Origin of the sequence: Arcobacter sp. L, from assembly GCF_000284235.1 — a bacterium.
Lineage (GTDB): Bacteria > Campylobacterota > Campylobacteria > Campylobacterales > Arcobacteraceae > Aliarcobacter > Aliarcobacter defluvii.
Genome location: NC_017192.1, coordinates 1166283 through 1188739, shown reverse-complemented (window position 1 = coordinate 1188739; position 22457 = coordinate 1166283). Strand labels below are relative to the sequence as shown.

The window sequence follows — 22457 nt, the reverse complement described above, 5'->3', positions numbered from 1 at the left end:
TTAAAACTAACTCGAAGAGTTAAATAAAAGCCAATATCAAGCTTTTTCTACAATTAAGTATGTATGTAATTCTGGATATTGGTCAAATTCTAAATGTCTTATAATACAACCTAAATCTAAAAAACATTTTAGAAAACCATTTATTCCAAGGGAAGAATAATAAACTTCGGGGCCCATATAATCATCTATATGTTCACCAGAATCAATTGTACCACCAAAAGAGAATATAAAAATACCACCAACATTTAAGCTATCAATTATTTTTGCGATTACTTTTTCTTGTTTTGATAAAGGAATATGCCAAATACTATCCCACGCTGTAATAAAATCATACTTCTCAGACAATTCATATTCACAAATATCTCCATAATAAAAATCAATAGAAGGATCACGTTTTTTTGCTAATTCTATCATCTTTGTAGAAATATCTATCCCACTTGGAGTAAAACCTTCATCTATTAGTAAATCTATAAATCTTCCTGTACAACCACAACCAATATCTAGTGCTTTCCCTCGATTTTTGGCAAAATTTATTGCTTTTTTATGTTGTATAATTCCATTTGTTTTATCAAATTTTTCATTTTCCCATATATGGGTAATTTGATTGTAAGAATTACCTATATCCAAAGGCTTCATATTATTGAAACTTCTCACCAGCTGCTGCTGTAAATGTCATCTCAACCAATAAATTTGGATCAACCAATTCAGCTTTTACACAAGCCCTACTTGGCGCACAATTTTCAGGGAACCACTCATCCCAAATCTCATTTAAGCCATCAAAGTTTGCAAAATCTGTGATATAAATTGTAACTGCTAAAATTCTTGATTTATCACTATCTATTAAAGCAAGTGAAGCTTGGGCTTGGTCAAATATTTGTTTTACTTGTCCTTTTATATCTGCACTTGTATCTGTATCTGCAATTTCTGTAAAAGTTGCAATTCCATTAAAAACTGTCACATCTGACCATCTTTTGCATGGATTTATTCTATGAATTTTCATTGTTATACTCCTTAAAATTTGTTTTAAATATATCTAATCACCATTTAAAACTGACATTATAGTTGCCCTACTTGTTTTAAGTTCATCCATAATCTTTGAGATATTTAGTTCACCTTTTTCAGTATAGTACTCTTCATCATCTAACATTTTTAGTATTAAGTCTTTTTTCTCAATTATTTGCTCTGATGTTTGTCTTGTTTGAAATGTGAAATCTTCTTCATCCATAATTTTAATAGCTTCCAAATCCCTTTTTATAGTAGGAACTGTGACTTTTAACTCTTTTGCTAAATCATTAGGATTTTCTATACCTCTTAAAATCAAATCTCTTAGTGCAATTCTTCTCGTTTTTATTTTTCGTCTACGATGATAAGAGATTTTCATTTACTTCCTTTAAAGAATGTTTTTTACATCTTCTTTTAGTTTTTGCGAGCTTTCATCTAAAGTGATATTAGAATTTTTTGATATAAATTCTTCTAAACCTGAAGTTTTAATTGGAAATTGTTTTGAGAACTTTATAATCTCTTCATCAAGTGTAGAAACTCCTGCTTTTGTTTGGACTAAAGAGATAGTAAAAATATCATCTTTTATAATAAATTTCACATGATTAAAATAAACCTTTGCCTCTTTAAAAATCTCATCTAAACTCAAAGTATCTTTTCTAAAAAATGGAAAAGCTTGTTTTGCATCTCCTAAAACTTCAGTTATGAGATAATATCCAAGGATATCAGCTGTAACTTTTTCATCATAAATTCTTTTTTGTTTATTGAAAAATTCATCAAGTAATCTAACAAAAAAATTTGATGACATCACACCAATATCTTTTAATATTTCTTTATTGATATACTCAAATATCAAAGGTGAATTTTCTTTTATATAAGCTTTTAGTTCATTTTCTTGCATTTTATATTTCCTATAAAATAATAACTAAAGCAGATTATAATAAGTTTTGTTAAAATTTTGATAAATAAAAAAATTTAAGTTTTTTTTAGATAATTTCCAATACAATATAATTTCTATATAGAAATTATATTGTATTGGAAATTATAATGGAAAAATTAAAAATTGCTTTAGTAGATTTACAGTGTGAAATGGTTGCCCAAAGGAATATTGTCAATCCAGATAATATCTCTTGGTTACAATATGATATCTTATATCAGCTAAATAAACTAAAAGAGATATTACCATCTGATTTAAGTAATATCCTAGGAACATCTCGTACAAAATTATCAAAGGCGTTAAAAGAACTAAAAACTTTAGAATATATTCAACAATACCCAAATAAACAAGATGGTAGAGAATTATATACTTCGATTAGCAAAAAAGGTAAAAGTTTATTAAATAATATTTCAGAAAAACATAACTCTTTATATGAAACAACACTTCAATCTTTAACACGAGAAGAACAAAATGAGTTTGAAAAAATTGCTATTAAACTTTCAACTGCTTTAAAAGAAAAAAGAGTTAATAACTATGAATAAAAATATAGTTATTAAAAATGCTACAACTAATAATCTTAAAAATATATCTATAAATATTCCTAAAAATCAAATAATAGCTGTCACAGGAGTATCTGGTTCTGGAAAGTCTTCTTTTGTATTTGATACAATTGCAAGCGAATCTCAACGCTTATTAAATGAAACATATTCAAGCTATATTCAAGATTTATTACCAAAATATAAAAAACCTACTTTTGATTCTATTTCTAATCTTTCAGTATCTTTAGTAATAAATCAAAAAAGAATTGAAGGAAATTCTAGATCTACAGTTGGAACAATTACTGATATTTACACAAACCTTAGATTACTTTTTTCTAGAATAGCAGTGCCCTTTATTGGATATTCGATGAATTATTCATTTAATAATACAGAAGGAATGTGTCCATTTTGTAAAGGTTTAGGAGAGATAAAAGAGATAAATATTAAAAGATTGATTGATTTTGATAAGTCATTAAATCAAGGAGCAATATTATTTCCAACCTTTCAAAATAATGGCTGGAGATTATCAAGATATACTGAATCTGGTTTTTTCAACAATGATAAAAAAATATCTCAATATTCAAAAGAAGAACTTGATTTACTTTTATATTCAAAAGAGATAAAACCTGTAAATCCAACTACAAAATGGCATAAAACTGCCACATACCTTGGTGTAGTTCCAAGAATAGAAAATGTATTTATTAACTCTGAGACTACTCAATACAAAAAAGAATTAAATAATATTTTAGATATAAATGTATGTCCTCAATGTAAAGGAACAAGATTAAACAACAAAGCTTTAAGTGCAAAGATTATGAATAAATCTATTGCAGATTGTTCTTCTATGTCTATTAATGAACTATTTGATTTTATAAATAAAATAGATGATGAAAAAGTAATTATTATTACAAATGATTTAAAAAAGAAAATAAAAAGTTTGCAGATTGTGGGACTTGATTACTTATCTTTAGACAGAAATACAAATACCTTATCAGGAGGAGAATCACAACGTATAAAAATGACAAAATATCTTAATAGTTCATTATCAGATCTATTATATATTTTTGATGAACCAACTATAGGTTTACATCCCCATGATATAAAAGGAATTGCCAATATATTTAAAGAGATTAAAAATAGAGGAAATTCTATCTTATTTGTTGATCATGATAAGGATATTATTTCAATTTGTGATAAAGTAATAAATTTTGGAGAAAAAGCTGGAATAAATGGCGGAAATATTACTTTTTATGGTACATATAAAGAGTTACTAAACTCAAATACAATAACAGCTAAAGCTTTTTTAAAAAAGCATAGTATCAATGATAAAGAAAAAGAGTTTTCATCTTTTTATACACTTGATAATGTCTCAAAAAATAATATTAAAAATATTTCAGTAAAGATACCTAAAAATGCACTAACTTTAGTAACAGGAGTTGCTGGTTCTGGTAAAAGTACATTAATTAGGTATCTTTTTAAAAATAAATATCCAAAAGCTACAATTTTAGATCAAAGTTTACCCCACACAAGTAGCCGTTCAAATATAACAACATACTTAAATATATATAATGAGATAAAAAAACTATTTTCAAAAGTAAACTCTGTAAATTCAAGTATGTTTTCTGCTACTGGTGAAGGAGCATGTACTATTTGTAAAGGTAAAGGATTTATAAAACTTGATTTGGCTTATTTGGGAGATTCTACACAAGTATGTGAGAAATGTAAAGGCAAAAGATTTAATGATACAGCTCTTTCGTATTATTATAAAAATAAAAATATAAGTGATATCTTTGATTTAACAGTAGAAGAAGCAATTGAACTATTTTTTGATAATACACTTATCAAAAATAAATTAGAATCTATGGTTAATGCAAATTTAGATTATATTAAATTAGGACAAACCCTTGATACTTTTTCTGGTGGAGAATTACAAAGATTAAAAATAGCCAAAATGTTAAGTGAAAACACAGATGAAATAATAATCTTAGATGAACCAAGCACAGGCTTACATGAAGCAGATATAGAAAACTTGATAAAACTATTTAATGATTTGATAAATCAAGGGCATACTTTAATTGTATTAGAACATAATTTATCAATAATAAGCCAAGCCAATTGGATTATAGATCTTGGACCCAAAGGTGGAAGTCTTGGCGGGGAACTATTATTTCAAGGCTATTTAAAAAACTTTTTAAATATAAAAAATTCATTTACTGCTAAATATTTAAAAGATTTTTCTGATTGTAATTAAAAATTCTATCGATATTCTTATACTTGAATAGAGATGTTTAAATTTATAATATATATTTAACTACAAAGTTAATATACTTAATTTTAATAAAAAAATTTATGGAAAATATTATGATAAATGAAAATAATAAAAATAATATAAAAACTTTTGAAGAACTTATCAATCTAAGTGATTACTCTTTTACAAATAAGCTAAATGCTGACCCAGACGCAAAATATAGTGGAGATAATAAATTTCCAAGAGAGGTTTTTACTGGACATTATGTGCCAGTAAGTCCAACTGCTATCAAAGACCCAATATATATTTCTCATAGTGAAAATTTTTTTAAAGAGTTAGGTTTTAGTGAGAACTTACTAAAATCAAATGATTTTATCAAACTATTTTCAGGTGATATGTCTAATATCTCTAATCTTTCACAAAATAAAGGTTGGGCAACTGGATATGCACTTTCTATTTATGGAACTGAATATTATGCACAATGTCCTTTTCAAACTGGAAATGGGTATGGAGATGGTAGAGCAATCTCTGTTTTAGAAGCAGTGATAAATGATACAAGATGGGAATTTCAACTAAAAGGTGGTGGAAGAACGCCATATTGTAGAGGCGCAGATGGACGTGCAGTTTTACGGTCAAGTGTAAGAGAGTTTTTAGCACAAGAGCATATGCACGCTCTTGGAATTGCTACTTCTAGATCTTTAACTTTATTTACTTCTAAAAAAGAGCAAGTAACTAGACCTTGGTTTAAAGAAAACTCTTATTCAAAAGACCCTGAAGTTATGATAGAAGAAGATGTTGCAATTACTACAAGAGTTGCCTCTTCATTTTTAAGAGTTGGACAAATTGAACTTTTTGGAAGACGAGCTAGAAAAAATGAACATAAAGATGCTTTAAAAGAGTTGGAAATGATTGTTTTACATTTGATAGATAGGGAATATAGTGAAGTAATCAAAGAAGATTTGAGTTTAGAAGAAAAGATAATACAACTAGCAAAAGAGTTTCAAAATCGTCTTACATCGCTAGTAGCCAACTGGATAAGAGTTGGATATTGCCAAGGTAACTTCAACAGTGATAACTGTGCAGCAGGAGGTTTTACACTTGATTATGGACCGTTTGGATTTATAGAGATGTTCGAGCCTAAATATCAATCTTGGACTGGTGGAGGAAATCACTTTTCATTTTTCAATCAACCAACGGCAGCTTTTAAAAACTTCAAATCGTTTTGTAGTGCTTTAAAACCATTGCTTACTTCAAATCCTAAGGCTTTAGAAGAACTTGAAAAAATCGAAAATAACTTTAGCAAAGTTATGCAAGAAAAGATGGAAAATATGTGGGCTAAAAAACTTGGACTTAATAAGTTTGATATTGAGTTGTTCGAAGAACTAATCAATCTTATGATAGATACAAAAGTTGACTATACTATATTTTTTAGAGAATTATCAAATATCCAAAATGATATGAGTAGTATAGAAAAAAGTTTTTATGGAAAAACACAAAATGAAAATATCAAGTTAAGATGGAACAGTTGGCTTGAAAACTGGAAATTACTTCTAAATGTAAATGATGAAGAATCTAAAGAAAAACTATCAAAGCAAATGAAACTTACCAATCCAAAATACACTTTAAGAGAATGGCATTTAGTTTGGGCTTATCAAGAAGCTGAAAATGGAAACTATCAACCAGTTCATGAGTTACAAAAAATCATGACAAATCCATACGAAGAACAAACAAAAGAGATAGAAGAAAAATATTATATTAAAAAACCTTCAGATTTTTTTGGAATAGCTGGAATATCGCATGTTAGTTGTTCGTCGTAGAGAGAAATTAAATATGCATTCCCAAGTTTGGAACTTGGGAATGAAAGAACTACTCTTTATATAAATCATTCCATGAAGCTGTTGACCAAGACATATAATCCATAATATGTCTTCCTATTTGATTAAAAGAATAATTTCTTTCACCTAAAATATAATATGAATTTTGCACCAAAGAATAATAAAAATCTGATAATGGTGTATAGCACGGTCTAGTTCCAAATAAAAAACCATTATTTACTTTTAATTCTTTTAGCTCTTCTTCTGAAAAATCTTTTTCAAATATTGGTTCATAATGTAATTCGCATCCAAATTTTATTTTTTTAAATTCTTTTTCTTCTATACTCAAAATCATTAAATCAAAATGAAATAAATCTGGTTTACAATAATTCTGAAAATGTAATTCAATCGTTTCAAGTTTATTTTTAATACGATATGCAAAAGCACTATTAATAGGAGACATAAAACTTCCAATATCATTAAATTCTTCAACTTCATTTATTAACATTCTAATTTTACTAATATCACTTGATATTTTTTTTATATCGCTAGAAATAAGATTTGTTTTTAATTCTATTGTATGAATAACTGAATGGAGCATAGCTAATACAGAACCATCTAAATTTACAGAAAGAAAAGGGTATCTTGTATCAATAATCATTACATCAATTTGAGGAGAAATATTGCCATTTGGAGTCAGGAAATGACCACTTACTGCTTTTAAAGTAGGAGGTAAATACTTATTTAAAAAATCAATTAAAGGAAGTTCTCCATTTCTACCTATCGTTTGAGAATTTGAAGAAGAAGATAATGCACGGTCAACTGCTAATAATATAGATTTTTCTTCTTGTTCTATAATTTCATTATTAGTTCCATGATTATGTTTAAACTTCATATGTCTACTCCATTTTTATATTACATAAAAAAATTCTGAAATTTTTAACAAGTTTTATGTAGATTTTACAAAAGTTTGGCGAAGGTGTACTACAAGTACATCGAGCCAAACTTTGGTGAAAGATGCGTGAAAATTGTTAGAAATTATTCCCACTCGATAGTTGCTGGTGGTTTTGATGATATATCATACACTACTCTATTAATTCCATCAACTTCGTTAATAATTCTTCTAGAGATTGTTTCAAGTATTTCATGTGGAATATGTGCAAAAGTTGCTGTCATTCCATCTGTTGCTTCTACTATTCTTACACAAACAGTGTTATCATAAGTTCTATTATCACCCATAACACCTACAGATTTTACGTTTAATAATACTGTAAATGCTTGCCAAGTTTTATCATAATAACCAGTTGCATGTAATACATCAAGCATAATAACATCAGCTTTTCTTAATAACTCTAAATCAGGTTTATTTACATCTCCCATGATTCTAATAGCAAGTCCTGGTCCTGGGAATGGATGTCTACCAATCATAGATGCGGGAAGTCCAAGTTCTAATCCTAAAGCTCTAACCTCATCTTTGAAGATTTCTCTTAAAGGCTCAACAAGTTCAAATTTCATCCAATCAGGAAGTCCACCTACATTGTGATGAGATTTGATAGTTTTTGAAGGACCTTTTACAGAAACTGATTCAATAACGTCTGTATATAAAGTCCCTTGTGCTAAGAACTCAATACCTTGGTGTTTTTTTGCTTCTTTATCAAATACTTCGATAAATGTTTCACCAATGATTTTTCTTTTTCTCTCAGGGTCTGTAACACCTGCAAGTTTAGTTAAAAATTCTTCACTTGCATCAACAGTAATAAGTTTTACACCACGTGCTTTGAACATTGATTCAACTTGTTCTCTTTCATTTGCTCTTAATAATCCATTATCAACAAATACTGGAATTACATTTTCACCAATTGCTTCAGCTAAAAGTGTTGCCACAACAGAAGAATCAACTCCTCCTGAAACACCACAAAGAACTTTTTTATTTCCAACTTGTTCTTGAATTCTTTTTATTTGCTCTTTAGCAAATGAACCCATATTCCAAGTAGATTCACAACCACAAATATATTTTGCAAAGTTTTTTAATAATTTACTTCCCTCAACTGAGTGGTAAACTTCTGGATGAAATTGGAAAGCATAGATATTTCTTTCAGTATTTGCAATAGCTGCAAAAGGCGAATTTTCACTTGTTGCGATTTTTTCAAATCCTGATGGAATATTTTCTACTCTATCTCCATGACTCATCCAAACTATTTGACCGTCTTGTGTATCTTTAAAAATTGGATTTTCAACTTCAAATTTAAGTTTAGCTTTTCCATATTCATGATGACTTGCAGGAATTACGCTTCCACCAAAGTGTTGAGAAATTAACTGCATTCCATAACAAATACCTAAAATTGGAAGACCAAGTTCAAATATTGTAGTATCAGGATGATAAGCATCATCAGCATAAACAGAAGCAGGTCCTCCTGAAAGAATAATTCCTTTTGGAGTTCTAGCCATAATATCTTCGATAGATTCACTATAAGGAACTATTTCAGAGTAAACACCTGCCTCTCTTAATTTTCTAGCAATGATTTGAGTATATTGACTACCAAAATCTAATACTACTATTGGTACATGTTTCATATATTGTTTCCTTCGTATTTTACACTTAAGTGCTTGAATATTACAAATTTAAGTCAGATATTTTATCTAAAGAGTTGTAAAAAATTGGTTAAGTAAAAAAATAGCTAAAAAAAAAGGCTATTAGAAAAAATCTTCTAATAGCCTTTCAAATATTTAATAATAATTTATTAGTGACTAATTCCCAAAATGTGATATTGGAAATACCAAATACTAACAGAAACTATATAACCAATAAGAACTGTCCATGCAAATTTCATATGAGAACCAAAAGTATAAATTCCGTGTAATTTACCCATTACTCCAACACCAGCAGCCGATCCAAAAGAGATTAATGAACCACCAACTCCTGCTGTTAATGTAACTAACATCCATTGGTCAAGTCCCATTTCTGGATTTGCTTTTAATATTGCACTCATTACTGGAACATTATCAACAATAGCAGATAAGAATCCAACACCAATATTTGCCCAAGTTGCACCTAATACTGACGGATCATATACTATTGCTGCTAAAGCTAACCATCCAACAAAATATAATGCACCAACAGCAGCTAAAATACCAAAGAAAAACATTAAAGTATTATTTTCAATTTTTGCCATTGAATGAAAAATATTAAAATGTTCTTTCCCATATTTTTTACTTAATCCATAAGAATAAACTTTTAATAAAGCTAAACCAAACATCATACCCCACATTGCAGGTAAATGTAATACTTGATGAGACATAACCGCACAGAAGATTGTAAATATTCCAAGAATCATAACAACTTTAGCACCTTCAACCATTTCAGGTTTTTTCTCTTTTGTTGCATCAAATTCTGGTACTACTTTTGGAACAAATCTTGATAATAAAAATGCTGTAACTCCATAACCTATAATAGCTGATGGGAATAAATATAAAAAGTCTGTAAATACACCTTTTCCAGCAGTCCATGCCATAAGTGTTGTAATATCTCCAAAAGGTGACCATGCACCTCCTGCATTTGCAGCTACAACAATATTTATTGCACCTGGAACTAGGAAATCTTTTCTAGTTTTTTCAATAGTGATTAAAACAGTTGATAAAATAAGTGCTGTTGTTAAATTATCTGCAATTGGAGAGATAAAAAATGCTAAAAATCCAGTTACCCAAAATAGTTTTCTATATGTATAACCTTTTGAGATTAGATTATATTTTAATCTATCAAATACACCCATATGTAATAATGATTCAATATAAGTCATGGCAACAAATAAGAAGAAGAAAATTTCAGCAATTTCTAAAATCAAATGTTGAGCTTGAGTGTGAACTAAATTCATATCTAAGCCATTTAATGAATAATAAATAGCTACTAGAATAAACATAAATGTACCTATAAATAAAGCAGGTTTTGCTTTATCAATTGCATATTTTTCTTCCGCAGCTACAAAATAATAACCAATTACAAATATAATTAAAGTTGCGAACCCAACCCAAGTCATAGTTAAATTAGGAATTTCACTTTCACTTGCTGAACTAGCAAATAAAGATAAAGTTCCTAAGAGCAAAGTCATTATAACTTTTAACATCAATTCTCCTTAATATAGTGTGCACCAAGCGATTCTTTACGCTTTAATGCAGATTTTAGAATAGATTTTGCCGTAAGTAGCCTTAAAAAAAGTAATCTACCTACATCTTTTTTTAGATACTCTTCAATGGTTTCTAGGGATTTTTCCAAACTTTTTGGCTCTCTTACTATTGATGCATAAGTCCACATAATCTCTCTTAAATTATCTTTTATATCTTTATCAATATCTTTATTTCTTACATAATTAATAATTGGTTTATCATAACTTTCTGGATTAATTTTAAAATTTTCTTTTAATGAAGTTTCAACAGCTATTTGGGAAAATACTAAACCTTCAAGCAAAGAATTTGAAGCCAATCTATTTGCTCCATGAACTCCTGTACAAGCTACTTCACCTATTGCATAAAGATTTTTCATTCCTTTTACTTTTCCGTTTAAATTAACTTCTATTCCTCCCATTGAATAATGAAATGCAGGTGAAATAGGAACTCTTTCAAAAGGTAATTCATATCCTAATTCTTTCAAATTAGAATAAATATTTGGAAATCGTTTTTTAAAAGCTTTTTTTTCAAAAGTTTCAAAAGATAAATAAACTCCCAAACCTGTTTTTTTATTGTAATCAAAAATAGAACGACTAACTACATCTCTTGGTGCTAATTCACCATCTTTATGATAATCAAATAAAAATCTATATCCGTTTTCATCAACAATATATGCCCCTTCACCTCTTAAAGCTTCACTTAAAAGAGGTTTTCTAGCAAAGTTTGTACCTCTTACAACTGTTGGGTGAAACTGCATCATCTCCATATCTTTTAATGGAAGATTTTTTTCTGCAATAATTCCTTGCACTTCTCCTGCATTTGCAGTTGAATTTGTATGGTATCTATAGATTGAACCTACTCCCCCACTTGCAATTATTGTATTGTGAGCATAAACTATTTTTTGATTTGTTTCATTAGTAAAATATTGAACTCCATAACAGATATCATTTTCAATAAGTAAATCACAAACAACTGCTTGTGTTACAATCTCATGAGGACAATTTTCTAGTAAAAAGATATGCATCATTCTACCTGTTGCATCACCATCAGCATGTAAAATTCTATTTCTGCTATGAGCTGCTTCTTTTGTATAAGCTAATTCACCCTTGTCATTTAAATCAAATTTCATACCTGCATCAATAAGATTTTTTATTGTTGAAATTGATTTTTTACTTAAAAGTTCAACTGCTTCTTTATCGTTGTAATTAACTCCAGCTGTTAAAGTATCTTTTATATGAGTGGGAATATCACTTTCATCAACAGCACTTGCTATTCCTCCTTGAGCCCAAAAAGTATTACAATTCCAAGTAGACATTTTACATAAGATTAAAACTCTTTTATCTTTTGGGATCAATCTAGCTGCATTTAATCCTGCAACACCTGTACCTATTATTACATAATCATATATCATTGTTGTTCAACTTTATTATTTTGAGCAACTTTTGAATCAGATTGGATATATGTTGGATCATCTTTATATCCACAACCACTTAATGATAATATAAAACTTGCTATAATTAGCACATGAAAAAAATTAATGAAATACTTAGTCATCTTAAAAATAATCCTGAATTTAGAAAGATTAATACTTCTTCTTTAATAAGTAAGTTTATAGAAGCACTTCCGTTAAAACTTAAAAAAGGTGTAAAATTTGGCTATGTTAAGAACCAAACTTTATATTTTGTATTAACTCATCCTGTTTATAAAATGGAATTTGAGTATAACAAAGCAGATATAAAATCATTATTAAAAAATTTCAAGATTGCAAATGTTGAAGATATAGGATTTTTTGTGACCAATGTAATTGAAAAAAAAGAGATAATAGAAGAAGAAAAACCACTTTATAAAGAGCGTTCTTATGGTATTTTTGAAAATAAAGCGAAAGATGAAAAAATCTTCAAGAAATTTGAAAAGATAAGAGAAATTATAAAAAATTCTTAAATCTTTTTTCTATCTCTTTATAGTTTGGACAATAAACAGCTACTAAATTCCAAAAATCTTTAGAATGATTTTTATGTTTTATATGAGCTAATTCATGCACGATTACATATTCCATAACTTCAATGGGGAATTTCATAAGTAAAATATTAAAATTTAATCCATTTTTATAATTGCAAGAACCCCAAGTTCTTTTATTTTTTCTGTAACTTATTGAAGTTGGGAAAAGACTCATTTTTCTTGAATACTCTTCTAATTTTGCTGGTAATATTTTTTGAATTTCTTTTTTGTAAAAAAGATCCAAATTTTTTATTCTAAAATCTTCTATCTTTTTTCTTTCACCTAAATATAAAAATTCATCTTCATTTATTATATTTTTTGATAATTTAGCTATTGAAGTTTCTATCCATTCTCTTTTCTTTTCTACCAAACTTTTGGCATCATAAATAGTAAAATAAAAATTTGCTCGAATATGTATCAAATCATCTTTTATTACTCTCATATAACAATGTTTTATATTTTTTTTATTTTCCAATTTTACAGTTACAATTTTTTTATTTATTTCAATTTGAAAACTCAAACTATTTATTCCTTAAGTATTTATTTGTTAAAATCCCGAACTATTATATCAAAAGTATAATGTTAATTTTATTGAGGAAAATGCTAATGAAAATTGCAAACAGAATGGAGAACTTATCTCCATCAGTTACTATGGCAATAACTGCCCTAGCAAGAGAGCTTAAAGCTCAAGGTAAAGATATACTAAGTTTTAGTGCAGGAGAACCTGACTTTGATACACCTGAATTAATTAAACAAGCTGCAATAAAAGCTATTAATGAAGGACAAACTAAATATACAGCCGTAGAAGGTATTATCAAAACCAAACAAGCAATTATTAACAAACTAAAAAAAGACCACAATTTAGATTATAAGTTAGATGGTATCGTAATTAGCAACGGTGCAAAACACTCATTATTTAACCTATTCCAAGTACTTGTTGAAGATGGTGATGAAGTAATTATTCCAGCACCTTATTGGGTAACTTATCCAGAACAAGTAAAATTTTCAGGTGGTGTTCCTGTATTTATTGATACAGATGATTCAACAGAATTTAAAATTACACCAGCTCAATTAAAAGCTGTTATCACACCAAAAACAAAAATTTTACTTTTAAATACACCTTCAAACCCAACTGGTTCAGTATATTCAAAAGAAGAATTAACTGCACTTGGAGAAGTTTTAAAAGGAACAGATATTATCGTTTTATCAGATGAAATGTATGAAAAAATCATTTACAATGGTAAAAAATTTACTGCTTGTGCTGAAGTATCTGAAGATATGTTTAAAAGAACAGTAACTATCAATGGTTTAAGTAAAGCTGTTGCTATGACTGGATGGAGATTTGGATATATTGCAACTTGCGATACTGCACTTGCAAAAGCTTTAACTAAACTTCAAGGACAAGTAACTTCAAATATCAATACAATGACTCAATATGCTGCTATTCCTGCACTTGAAGGTGATGCTGATAAAGATATTGAGATGATGAGAGTTGAATTTGAAAAAAGAAAAGATTATGCTGTTAAAGCATTCAATGATATCAAAGGTTTATCTTGTATTGAACCTGATGGTGCATTTTATCTTTTTGTAAATATCAAAGAAGTTTCAAATGATTCTATGAAATTCTGCGCAGATTTATTAGAGGAAAAAGGTGTTGCTTTAGTACCTGGACTTGCCTTTGGTACAGAAGGATATATAAGATTCTCTTTTGCTACAGATTTAGATACTATTAAAGAAGGTATCAAAAGAATCAAAGAGTTTGTAGAAAGTAAATAATGACTTCTCAAAAAAAAGCTACCGTTGTTTCATCAAGTGTTGCAGCGGTACTTACTCTTTTAAAACTTATAATTGGATTTGCAAGTGGTTCTGTAGCTGTTTTAGCATCTGCTGTTGATTCTATTTTAGATATGTTTGTATCTATATTTAACTATTTTGCAATTTCAAAATCTGAAAAACCAGCTGATAAAAATTTTAATTATGGTAGAGGAAAGATTGAAGCCTTAGCTTCTGTTATTGAAGGTACTATTATTACCTTATCTGGATTTTTTTTACTTTATCAAGCAATAAAAAAAGCAATTGTTGGTGAAACATCTCAATATCTTGATATTTCTATATATGTTATGATTATTTCTTTAATCATCACTATCTCATTAGTAACTTATTTAAATTTTGTCGCTAAAAAAACAAATTCTATGGTTATTAAAGCTGATGCATTACACTATAAAACTGACGTTTTTAGTAATCTTGCTGTTCTAATTTCACTTTTACTTGTAACTTTCACTGGATATGAAATCATTGATGTTTTTGTTGGTGGAGGAATTGCAATTTATATTATTTATTCTGCTTATGAATTAATTCATGAAGGGATTTTAGTTTTATTAGATAGAGCTGTTGATGAAGAAGTTGTATCAAAAATTGAAGAAATTATAAAAGAAAATAATAAAGTTAATACTTACCATTTATTAAAAACAAGAGAAGCTGCAAATCAAACATTTGTTGAAGTTCATCTTGTATTTGATTGTTTAATTACTTTGATGGATGCACATAGAGCAAGTGATTCAATAGAAAATAAAATAAAAAAATTAGATACCTCTAGAGATTGGATTATAAATATTCATATGGATCCATATGATGATTTCAAAATAAATGATTTACATCATTAAAAAAAGATGATTATTCTTTTTTTAATGAACTTATAACTTCCTTTTTTTTATCTACAAAAAGCAAATATTAACGCTAAAAATGCTACATTACGCAACAAAAAACTAGGAAATACTAAACAAATATGGCACTAATAGACTTACAAAACATTTCAAAACAATACGACACAAAAGTTATTTTAAAAGATGCTAACTTTACATTAAACCAAGGACAAAGAATTGCTGTTATTGGTCAAAATGGACAAGGAAAATCAACACTTTTTAAAATAATTATGAGACAAGTAGAAGCAGATAGCGGAGAAATGGCTATTGATAAATCTTTAAAAATTGAAATGCTTGACCAACAACCAAAGTTTAAAGCAAATCTAAATGTTAGAGATGCAATTGAAAATCAATTAACAGAATTAAAAACTGCAAAAAATGAATATGAAAAAATCACTAATCAATTAATGACAGATTATGAAAATGAAGAGCTTATTAGAAGACAAAGTGAACTTGCTTCTTTTTTAGAGTTTCATAATGCTTGGGATTTAGACAATATGATTGAGCGAGTTTTAGTTGAATTTCAATTAAAACAATATGAATACAAAGATGTAAACCTTTTAAGTGGAGGAGAACAAAGAAGAGTTAGCCTTGCTGGACTAATTTTGAAAAAACCTGATGTTTTACTTTTAGATGAGCCTACAAACCACCTTGATGTTTATATGGTTGAGTTTCTAGAACAACTTTTACTAAAAAACAATTTCACACTACTTTTTATCTCTCACGATAGATATTTTATTGATAATATTGCAACAAGTGTTGTTGAAGTTGATGGTGGAGTTTTAAGAAGATTTAATGGTGGATATTCTTCATATTTAGAACAAAAATCTCAAATATTAGAAAATATGCAAAAAGAGCATGAAAATTTACTTCGAATGGTAAAACGTGAAGCTCACTGGATGCAACATGGAATTACTGCAAGAAGAAAAAGAAATGAAAGAAGAAAATCTGAATATTTTGATTTAAAACAAAAAGCACGTTCAAATCCTGCTGCAATTAGAAAAATGTCTTTAGAGTTACAAAGAGAACAAAAAGCTTTTAATACAGAAGAGAAACAACAAAATAAAAGAAAAATGCTTTATGAATTAGATGATGTTTGTAAAACTCTTGGTGACAAACAACTAATCAAAAACTTTACTACTAGAATTTTACAAAAAGATACAATCGCAATAGTTGGACCAAATGGAAGTGGAAAATCAACACTACTAAAAATCTTTATGGAAAAAATGAAAATAGATAGTGGTAATTTCAAAAAAGGTGATTTTAATATTGGATATTTTGACCAACAAAGAGATAGTTTAGATGATAATAAAAACTTGATGGAAACTTTCTGTCCAAATGGTGGAGATAGAGTTATCTTAGATGATGGAAGAAATATGCATGTTTATGGTTATCTAAAAAACTTTTTATTTCCAAGAGAATATCTTGATAAAAAAGTTGGTGTTTTAAGTGGTGGAGAAAAAAACAGAGTGGCATTAGCTTTACTTTTTACTAGAAAAGTTGATTGTTTAATTCTTGATGAGCCTACAAATGATTTAGATATTCCTACAATTAATATTTTAGAAGAGTATTTACAAAATTTTCAAGGTGCATTAATCTTTGTATCTCATGATAGATATTTTGTAGATAAAATTGCTAAAAAACTTTTCGTATTCCAAGGAAATGGAAATATCATGGAAAGTTTCCAACCTTATACTGAATATCTTGAAATTGAAAAAGAGTTAAAAGATCTTAGTTCACTTGAAAGTGAAATTTCAAAAGAAGATAACACACCAAAAGTTACACAAACTGCAAAAAAGCAAACTAAACTTTCATATAAAGACCAAAGGGAATATGACTTGCTTCCTAAAGAGATTGAAGATTTAGAGCAAAAACTAGAAAGTATAAATGCATGTTTAATGGATCCAAAATGTTACGAACAAAAAGGAATCGTTGCCATGTCAAAAGAGCTTGAAGAGACAAAAGAAATTTATGAACAAAAAGTAGAAAGATTTTTAGAACTTGAAGAGTTAATTGAAAGCTTTAATTCATAAAAAGATATAATATTTAAATATATTAATAACAATTAGAAGGATTCAAATGAGCCTAAAAGAGCAATTAAACGAAGATTTAAAAACTGCAATGAGAAACAAAGAAGTTGTAAAAAGAGATTCAATTAGAGCTATTAATACAATGATTAAACAAATTGAAGTTGATGAAAGAAAAGAGTTAAATGATGAAGATATTATTAAACTAATTCAAAAAGGAATCAAACAAAGAGAAGAAGCTATTTCTCAATATAAAGCTGCTTCAAGAGATGATTTAGTTCAAAAAGAACAAGAGCAAGTTGATGTATTTATGTTATATCTTCCAAAACAACTAAGTGATGAAGAATTAGAAGCTGGAATGAAAGAAATTATTACAGAAACTGGTGCAACATCAGTTAAAGATATGGGTAAAGTTATGGGAGCTGCAACTAAAAAATTTGCAGGTGTTGCAGATGGAAAAAGAATAAATGAAATGGTAAAAAAACTATTAGCTTAAATAAAAAAATCTAGGGAATGTTTATATGAATATAGAATTTGAAAATATTTTAAATCAATTAGATGAAAAAGAAAAGATTGAAGTAGAATCAAATCAAATAGATTCTGCAATAAAATTAATCCCTCTTTTATTAAAAAGAGTTCATCCACAAAATGTACATGTTTTAGCGGCAATTATAAAACAATCTTTATTACCTTCTATTTGCATAGAAACAAATGAAGAAATAGATAAACTTTTTACACAAATTGATAAAGAACCAAATCTCTTATTTGATAGAAATGTTCAACATAAAATTGAAGAATTTACTGCAAAAAGATTTCAAAGAGATAAACAAGTTGTTATAGAAAGAGCTTCTGATATTTCAAAACTTGTTTTACTTATGGAAGAATACTTAAATGAAGCTATTTCAAGTAATGGTTCAGGAACAAAAAATGTTTTTAATATTAGAGAAAGAATTGCAGCTATTGATGTAAATGAGAATGGAATAGAATCTCTAACTAAACTTCAAAATGAACTTGTGAATGCAGCAGCATCTATTGAAAAAGAGATGCATACAGTAACAAGTAAACTAGAAACAGGGAAATCAAAAGTTCAAGAACTTGAAGAAAAAGTAAAAACTTTAGAAGAAGAGTTAAATAGGACAAAATCTGAGAATATGAGAGATCATCTAACAGGTCTTCTTACAAGAAAAGCTTTTAGTGAAGAAATAAAAAGAATAGAGAGTTCATTTAAAAGAATAAATACACAATATGCTGTAGTTTTTTTTGATTTAGATCACTTCAAAAATTTAAATGATTCATATGGTCATGAATGTGGAGATGTTGTACTTTCTACATTTGGAAAAATTTTAAATAAAAGTGTAAGAGATCATGATATCGTAGGAAGATATGGAGGTGAAGAGTTTATTGCTATTATTCACTTCAATTTAAATAGAGAATTATTACAATTTTTAAAAAGAATAAAAACAATAGTAACTGAAAATAGTTTTTTATACAAAGATAAAAAGATAAAAGTTACATTTTCAGCTGGAGTTGCAATAAGAAGTAGTTATCCATCTTATGAAAATACTTTACAAAAAGCTGATATGCTTTTATATCAAGCAAAAGAAGCAGGAAGAAATAAAATAATTTTAGAAAACGGGATGGAAATCTAATCCCGTTAAAATTTATGCCCTGTAAGCTAAATTTGCATAAGAAAAATCTATTTTATTTATATATTTTGTAGTTGATTTTCTAAGAGAGCTTTTTTCTAACTCTTTTCTATTTTTACAAATATATTCTAATACGAAAATATCTTGTTTTTGTATTAAGTTTAGTAAAGCTAATTTCATCGAAGTAATAATCTCAAAATTTTTATTTGAATCACTTTTTTCAAATAACTCTCTATCAGATTTATAAATAGCTTCTGCAATTTTTTCAATAACAACACTATTATTGTTTTGTTCATAACTTCTTTCTAATAAATATAATAAATTTTTTGCAATTTTGAAATTTGTTATATGTCTTGAAGTTTTATAAAATCTAATAGCCAACTCAAAAAGTTGAGCTTGATTTCCTAACTCTTCAATCTTATTTATTTTTCCTGTTTTTATAAACTCTTCTAATTCATTGTTTGTAAATGCATAATTTAACAAATCAAAAATCTTTCTTTTATCTTGTTTTGTCCATTTATAATATGTTGGAGATGAGAACTCAAAAAGTTCAGTCATAATCTTTTCTCGTGTCATTACCTTATTCCTTCAAAAACTTATTTTAAAAATATCATTATATACATAAATATATAACGATAAGCTAAAAAAAAGACTAAAATATATACATAAAAGAACTTCCTTCATTTACTTGAGAATTTACTTCTATTTTTATACCATTTTTATCACAAATATTTTTCACTATACTAAGCCCTATTCCAAAGCCTCCAGTGATTTTATCACCTCTAAAATATCTTTGAAAGATTTTTGAAGTATCTTTTATACCAACTCCTTCATCTTGAAAAATAAGTTTCACTAAATTTTCTTCTTTTTTCAAAGATACAGTAATATTTGAGCTATCTTTTGAATATTTTATTGCATTTGAAAGATTATTATCTATTATTCTATAAAGTTCTATTTCATTAAAATTTATACTAATATTTTTTTCAATATATTTGTAAAAAGTGATATTTTTTGAGATTGCTAAATCATTGAAGAATTCCACTCTTTTTGCCAAAAAAGATGAAAAATCAATATCTCTTTTTTCATCTTTTACAGCGTTTTGTTGCATATAATATTCTAAATCTTCATAAATAACTGTCATATTTTTTAGTGCAGATTTTATTCTTAGAATATTTTTATCATTTTTAAGTCTTAATTGCAACATATCAACATTTATTCTAGCAACACCAATAGGAGTTTTTAGTTCATGCATTGCATCTTTTAAAAAATCATCTAAATATTGATTTAGTTTTCTATATGGTTCAATACTTTGTTTTATAATGAAAAAAGAAGATAAAAAGATGAAAAAACTAATAGTTAAAAGTAAAATAATCGCATTGTAAATAACTAATGAATTATCAATCTCTTTACAAACTATTAGAGTTTTTCCTTGTAAAATATTTTCAAGAAGATACTCTTTATAACAAAGTTGATTTTTAGTTTTTTTAAATTCTTCATCAAAATTAAGGTTTTTAGTTTTTAGCAATGAAAAAATTTCACTATTATTTTTATCAAATACAGCAGAAGTAAAAATATTTGAACGTGGATAATAAAAAATCTCGCTATTTTCTTTTTCAAAATTTTCTATTTTTAAAATAATAGAAGTTGCATAATTTTTCAAATCCATTTTATCTTTTATAGATTGATTTTCAAAAGAGGCATCTAAATAAAAATATATAGGGATAAAAGCAATAAACAAAGTTAAAATAACTTGTATAAGTATATACTTTATTTCATATTTATTGTTTATCAATTTTATATCCTACAAATCTCTTTGTTTTTATAAAATCTTTATCTGTCTTTTCTCTAATTCTTTTTATGCACATTCGAATATCTGAATATGAGATTTCTTTACTTTCCCATATTTTTTCATGTAATGTTTCAATTGATACAAAAAAACCTCTATTTAAAACTAATAGAGCTACTAATTCACTCTCTTTTTGAGTTAAATCAATTATCTTATCATTTTTATATAAAATAGATTTTTTTACATCAAATTTAAAAGAATTTGTTAAAACTATCAAATCTTCATTTGTTTTGAAACAGTTTTTTATAAGTTGTTCAATTCTAAATTTTAACTCTATCATATCAAAGGGTTTTCTTATATAATCATTGCAACCAAGTTCATAACCTTTACTTAAATCAGCTATATCAGTTAAGGAAGTTAAAATAATAATAGGAACATCAAGTTTCTCTTTTCTTACATATTCGACTAATGAAAAGCCATCCATTCCAGGAACTCTAATATCTAATAAAAGTAAATCATAAGAGTTTTCAAAAATAGCATCAAGAGCTTCATCACCATTTTCAAAATCATCAACATAAAAGTCTAACTCTTCTAAAAACTCTTTGATTGAGATTTTATATAAATAATCGTCTTCTAATAATAAAATTTTAATCATTTTATAATAATCTCTTTTCTATCTTTTTCTTCAATATTTTTAAGATTTGATTTTGTATTTATATCACCTAAATATTCATATTTTGGTAGATAGTTAAAGTTTTGCTCATTTTTATCAAAACAAATCACCATAACTCCAACACTTTGATTATCAATATTTCCAAGAGGTATTTGTGTAATTATTCGATTTTTATTCTCATAATAAAAACTTTCATTCGATAAATACTCTTTATGTTGTAATAAAAAATCATATAACTTTTTATCATATTCTTGTTGAATTACAACATAATCTGCCAAAGTTATATTATCTTTATAATATTCTGCTATTTGTAAATATTTTTTTTCTAAAAGAGGAATTATCTCTATTCCCATATATTTTAATCGATTTTTTAAATCACTATAATCCATGATAACTTCAATCGTTCCGATGTATTCATCATTTTTATTAAAAATCGGAGAGATTGCTTTTATATTAAATCTTTTTCCTAATTCATTTGAAACAAAAGGCTCTTTTGTCTCTTTTACTTTTACTAATCCTTTTCTAAAACTCTCTAAATTTAATCCAACATCTTTATCTTCCCAACTTCGTACGAAGACCTTTAAATCTTTTGTATGAATTTGTACCTGTATATTATTTTGATTTGTATATGTTTTTATGTTATTAAGTAGCTTTAAAAGTTCTTTTTTTAATTCTTTTGGATTATTTTGTTCTAAATTATTTATTATATTTTGATTTTTTGAAAATAAAATTGCCAATGACAAGGCTTGATTTTTTTGATTTGTTAGCTCATTTTGTACCATTTCAACTCTATTTGAAACAAGTATATCTATTTGATTTTTATGAATAATATTATTGTATTTATTTAAAAAGTAAAGTAATGTAATAACTACTAAAATGAATAGTAAGATAAAGTTTTTGTATGTTTTACTCATAAGTAATTCTAAC

General features: G+C 27.0%; 22 protein-coding genes. 9 read left to right on the top strand and 13 right to left on the bottom strand.

Features of this window, described 5'->3' with window-relative positions; translation table 11 throughout:
* Positions 1–36: 36 nt before the first annotated feature.
* From ABLL_RS05915 to ABLL_RS05900, 4 genes are read right to left on the bottom strand one after another with little or no spacing between them, the layout of a single operon-like run.
* Positions 37–636, bottom strand: a complete 600-nt coding sequence (locus ABLL_RS05915; protein ID WP_014473869.1) for a trans-aconitate 2-methyltransferase — start codon at positions 634–636, stop codon at positions 37–39.
* Between the two features lies 1 nt (position 637).
* On the bottom strand, positions 638–1000 hold the full coding sequence (locus ABLL_RS05910; RefSeq protein ID WP_014473868.1) for a RidA family protein: 363 nt from the start codon (positions 998–1000) through the stop codon (positions 638–640).
* A gap of 33 nt (positions 1001–1033) precedes the next feature.
* Entirely contained in the window at positions 1034–1381 is a 348-nt protein-coding gene (locus ABLL_RS05905; RefSeq protein ID WP_014473867.1) for a hypothetical protein, read from the bottom strand.
* 9 nt (positions 1382–1390) lie between these two features.
* The gene (locus ABLL_RS05900) at positions 1391–1900 is read right to left on the bottom strand and encodes a hypothetical protein (RefSeq protein WP_014473866.1); all 510 of its coding nucleotides are present in this window, start codon (positions 1898–1900) and stop codon (positions 1391–1393) included.
* A gap of 146 nt (positions 1901–2046) precedes the next feature.
* Between ABLL_RS05900 and ABLL_RS05895 the strand changes: the two genes are divergently transcribed.
* From ABLL_RS05895 to ABLL_RS05885, 3 genes are all read left to right on the top strand, one after another.
* Positions 2047–2478: a MarR family winged helix-turn-helix transcriptional regulator gene (locus tag ABLL_RS05895; protein WP_014473865.1), complete on the top strand. Its 432-nt coding sequence runs from the start codon at positions 2047–2049 to the stop codon at positions 2476–2478.
* Positions 2471–4726, top strand: coding sequence for an excinuclease ABC subunit UvrA (locus ABLL_RS05890; protein WP_014473864.1), 2256 nt, complete (start codon positions 2471–2473; stop codon positions 4724–4726). The genes ABLL_RS05895 and ABLL_RS05890 overlap by 8 nt, the downstream gene beginning before the upstream one ends.
* A gap of 110 nt (positions 4727–4836) precedes the next feature.
* Positions 4837–6540 carry a YdiU family protein gene (locus ABLL_RS05885; RefSeq protein WP_014473863.1) on the top strand — a complete coding sequence of 568 codons (1704 nt, stop codon included), beginning with the start codon at positions 4837–4839 and terminating at the stop codon, positions 6538–6540.
* A 49-nt stretch (positions 6541–6589) separates the two neighbouring features.
* On the opposite strand, the gene ABLL_RS05880 is transcribed toward ABLL_RS05885, so the two are convergent.
* The 4 genes from ABLL_RS05880 to nadB form a co-directional block, all read right to left on the bottom strand.
* A complete protein-coding gene (locus ABLL_RS05880) occupies positions 6590–7432 on the bottom strand; it encodes a DUF6602 domain-containing protein (protein ID WP_014473862.1) in 843 nt (280 codons plus the stop codon).
* A 143-nt stretch (positions 7433–7575) separates the two neighbouring features.
* A complete protein-coding gene (guaA, locus tag ABLL_RS05875) occupies positions 7576–9111 on the bottom strand; it encodes a glutamine-hydrolyzing GMP synthase (RefSeq protein WP_014473861.1) in 1536 nt (511 codons plus the stop codon).
* A gap of 167 nt (positions 9112–9278) precedes the next feature.
* A complete protein-coding gene (gene nhaD / locus ABLL_RS05870; RefSeq protein WP_014473860.1) occupies positions 9279–10658 on the bottom strand; it encodes a sodium:proton antiporter NhaD in 1380 nt (459 codons plus the stop codon).
* Positions 10658–12109, bottom strand: coding sequence for an L-aspartate oxidase (nadB, locus tag ABLL_RS05865; protein ID WP_014473859.1), 1452 nt, complete (start codon positions 12107–12109; stop codon positions 10658–10660). The genes nhaD and nadB overlap by 1 nt, the downstream gene beginning before the upstream one ends.
* Positions 12110–12222: 113 nt before the next feature.
* On the opposite strand from nadB, the gene ABLL_RS05860 reads away from it, so the two are divergent.
* Complete coding sequence (locus ABLL_RS05860; RefSeq protein ID WP_014473858.1) at positions 12223–12639, top strand: DciA family protein; 417 nt, start codon at positions 12223–12225, stop codon at positions 12637–12639.
* Here the strand turns inward: ABLL_RS05860 and ABLL_RS05855 are convergent.
* Positions 12623–13216 (bottom strand): M48 family metallopeptidase, encoded by a 594-nt coding sequence (locus ABLL_RS05855; RefSeq protein WP_014473857.1) that lies wholly within the window; start codon positions 13214–13216, stop codon positions 12623–12625. The genes ABLL_RS05860 and ABLL_RS05855 overlap by 17 nt on opposite strands.
* Positions 13217–13302: 86 nt before the next feature.
* On the opposite strand from ABLL_RS05855, the gene ABLL_RS05850 reads away from it, so the two are divergent.
* From ABLL_RS05850 to ABLL_RS05830, 5 genes are all read left to right on the top strand, one after another.
* Positions 13303–14472 carry a pyridoxal phosphate-dependent aminotransferase gene (locus tag ABLL_RS05850; protein ID WP_014473856.1) on the top strand — a complete coding sequence of 390 codons (1170 nt, stop codon included), beginning with the start codon at positions 13303–13305 and terminating at the stop codon, positions 14470–14472.
* Positions 14472–15359 (top strand): cation diffusion facilitator family transporter, encoded by an 888-nt coding sequence (locus tag ABLL_RS05845; protein WP_014473855.1) that lies wholly within the window; start codon positions 14472–14474, stop codon positions 15357–15359. Before ABLL_RS05850 ends, ABLL_RS05845 begins: the two co-directional genes overlap by 1 nt.
* Before the next feature lie 122 nt (positions 15360–15481).
* A complete protein-coding gene (gene abc-f, locus ABLL_RS05840; protein WP_014473854.1) occupies positions 15482–17431 on the top strand; it encodes a ribosomal protection-like ABC-F family protein in 1950 nt (649 codons plus the stop codon).
* A 46-nt stretch (positions 17432–17477) separates the two neighbouring features.
* Positions 17478–17921 carry a GatB/YqeY domain-containing protein gene (locus tag ABLL_RS05835; RefSeq protein WP_014473853.1) on the top strand — a complete coding sequence of 148 codons (444 nt, stop codon included), beginning with the start codon at positions 17478–17480 and terminating at the stop codon, positions 17919–17921.
* Positions 17922–17946: 25 nt separating this feature from the next.
* A complete protein-coding gene (locus ABLL_RS05830) occupies positions 17947–19074 on the top strand; it encodes a GGDEF domain-containing protein (protein WP_014473852.1) in 1128 nt (375 codons plus the stop codon).
* Between the two features lie 12 nt (positions 19075–19086).
* On the opposite strand, the gene ABLL_RS05825 is transcribed toward ABLL_RS05830, so the two are convergent.
* From ABLL_RS05825 to ABLL_RS05810, 4 genes are all read right to left on the bottom strand, one after another.
* Positions 19087–19647 carry a hypothetical protein gene (locus tag ABLL_RS05825; protein WP_014473851.1) on the bottom strand — a complete coding sequence of 187 codons (561 nt, stop codon included), beginning with the start codon at positions 19645–19647 and terminating at the stop codon, positions 19087–19089.
* 76 nt (positions 19648–19723) lie between these two features.
* A complete protein-coding gene (locus ABLL_RS05820; protein ID WP_014473850.1) occupies positions 19724–20863 on the bottom strand; it encodes a cell wall metabolism sensor histidine kinase WalK in 1140 nt (379 codons plus the stop codon).
* Complete coding sequence (locus ABLL_RS05815) at positions 20850–21512, bottom strand: response regulator transcription factor (protein WP_014473849.1); 663 nt, start codon at positions 21510–21512, stop codon at positions 20850–20852. The genes ABLL_RS05820 and ABLL_RS05815 overlap by 14 nt, the downstream gene beginning before the upstream one ends.
* Entirely contained in the window at positions 21509–22444 is a 936-nt protein-coding gene (locus ABLL_RS05810) for a cache domain-containing protein (protein WP_041654719.1), read from the bottom strand. Before ABLL_RS05810 ends, ABLL_RS05815 begins: the two co-directional genes overlap by 4 nt.
* Positions 22445–22457 lie beyond the last annotated feature (13 nt).

Bases quoted from the DNA above. Each gene is read 5' to 3' on its own strand.
- guaA (WP_014473861.1), bottom strand. From the start codon at position 9,111: ATGAAACATGTACCAATAGTAGTATTAGATTTTGGTAGTCAATATACT.
- ABLL_RS05915 (WP_014473869.1), bottom strand. From the start codon at position 636: ATGAAGCCTTTGGATATAGGTAATTCTTACAATCAAATTACCCATATA.
- ABLL_RS05815 (WP_014473849.1), bottom strand. From the start codon at position 21,512: ATGATTAAAATTTTATTATTAGAAGACGATTATTTATATAAAATCTCA.
- ABLL_RS05810 (WP_041654719.1), bottom strand. From the start codon at position 22,444: ATGAGTAAAACATACAAAAACTTTATCTTACTATTCATTTTAGTAGTT.
- ABLL_RS05860 (WP_014473858.1), top strand. From the start codon at position 12,223: ATGAAAAAAATTAATGAAATACTTAGTCATCTTAAAAATAATCCTGAA.
- nadB (WP_014473859.1), bottom strand. From the start codon at position 12,109: ATGATATATGATTATGTAATAATAGGTACAGGTGTTGCAGGATTAAAT.
- ABLL_RS05890 (WP_014473864.1), top strand. From the start codon at position 2,471: ATGAATAAAAATATAGTTATTAAAAATGCTACAACTAATAATCTTAAA.
- ABLL_RS05885 (WP_014473863.1), top strand. From the start codon at position 4,837: ATGATAAATGAAAATAATAAAAATAATATAAAAACTTTTGAAGAACTT.
- ABLL_RS05910 (WP_014473868.1), bottom strand. From the start codon at position 1,000: ATGAAAATTCATAGAATAAATCCATGCAAAAGATGGTCAGATGTGACA.
- ABLL_RS05895 (WP_014473865.1), top strand. From the start codon at position 2,047: ATGGAAAAATTAAAAATTGCTTTAGTAGATTTACAGTGTGAAATGGTT.
- ABLL_RS05830 (WP_014473852.1), top strand. From the start codon at position 17,947: ATGAATATAGAATTTGAAAATATTTTAAATCAATTAGATGAAAAAGAA.
- ABLL_RS05905 (WP_014473867.1), bottom strand. From the start codon at position 1,381: ATGAAAATCTCTTATCATCGTAGACGAAAAATAAAAACGAGAAGAATT.
- ABLL_RS05900 (WP_014473866.1), bottom strand. From the start codon at position 1,900: ATGCAAGAAAATGAACTAAAAGCTTATATAAAAGAAAATTCACCTTTG.
- ABLL_RS05850 (WP_014473856.1), top strand. From the start codon at position 13,303: ATGAAAATTGCAAACAGAATGGAGAACTTATCTCCATCAGTTACTATG.
- ABLL_RS05835 (WP_014473853.1), top strand. From the start codon at position 17,478: ATGAGCCTAAAAGAGCAATTAAACGAAGATTTAAAAACTGCAATGAGA.
- abc-f (WP_014473854.1), top strand. From the start codon at position 15,482: ATGGCACTAATAGACTTACAAAACATTTCAAAACAATACGACACAAAA.
- ABLL_RS05825 (WP_014473851.1), bottom strand. From the start codon at position 19,647: ATGACACGAGAAAAGATTATGACTGAACTTTTTGAGTTCTCATCTCCA.
- ABLL_RS05880 (WP_014473862.1), bottom strand. From the start codon at position 7,432: ATGAAGTTTAAACATAATCATGGAACTAATAATGAAATTATAGAACAA.
- ABLL_RS05845 (WP_014473855.1), top strand. From the start codon at position 14,472: ATGACTTCTCAAAAAAAAGCTACCGTTGTTTCATCAAGTGTTGCAGCG.
- nhaD (WP_014473860.1), bottom strand. From the start codon at position 10,658: ATGTTAAAAGTTATAATGACTTTGCTCTTAGGAACTTTATCTTTATTT.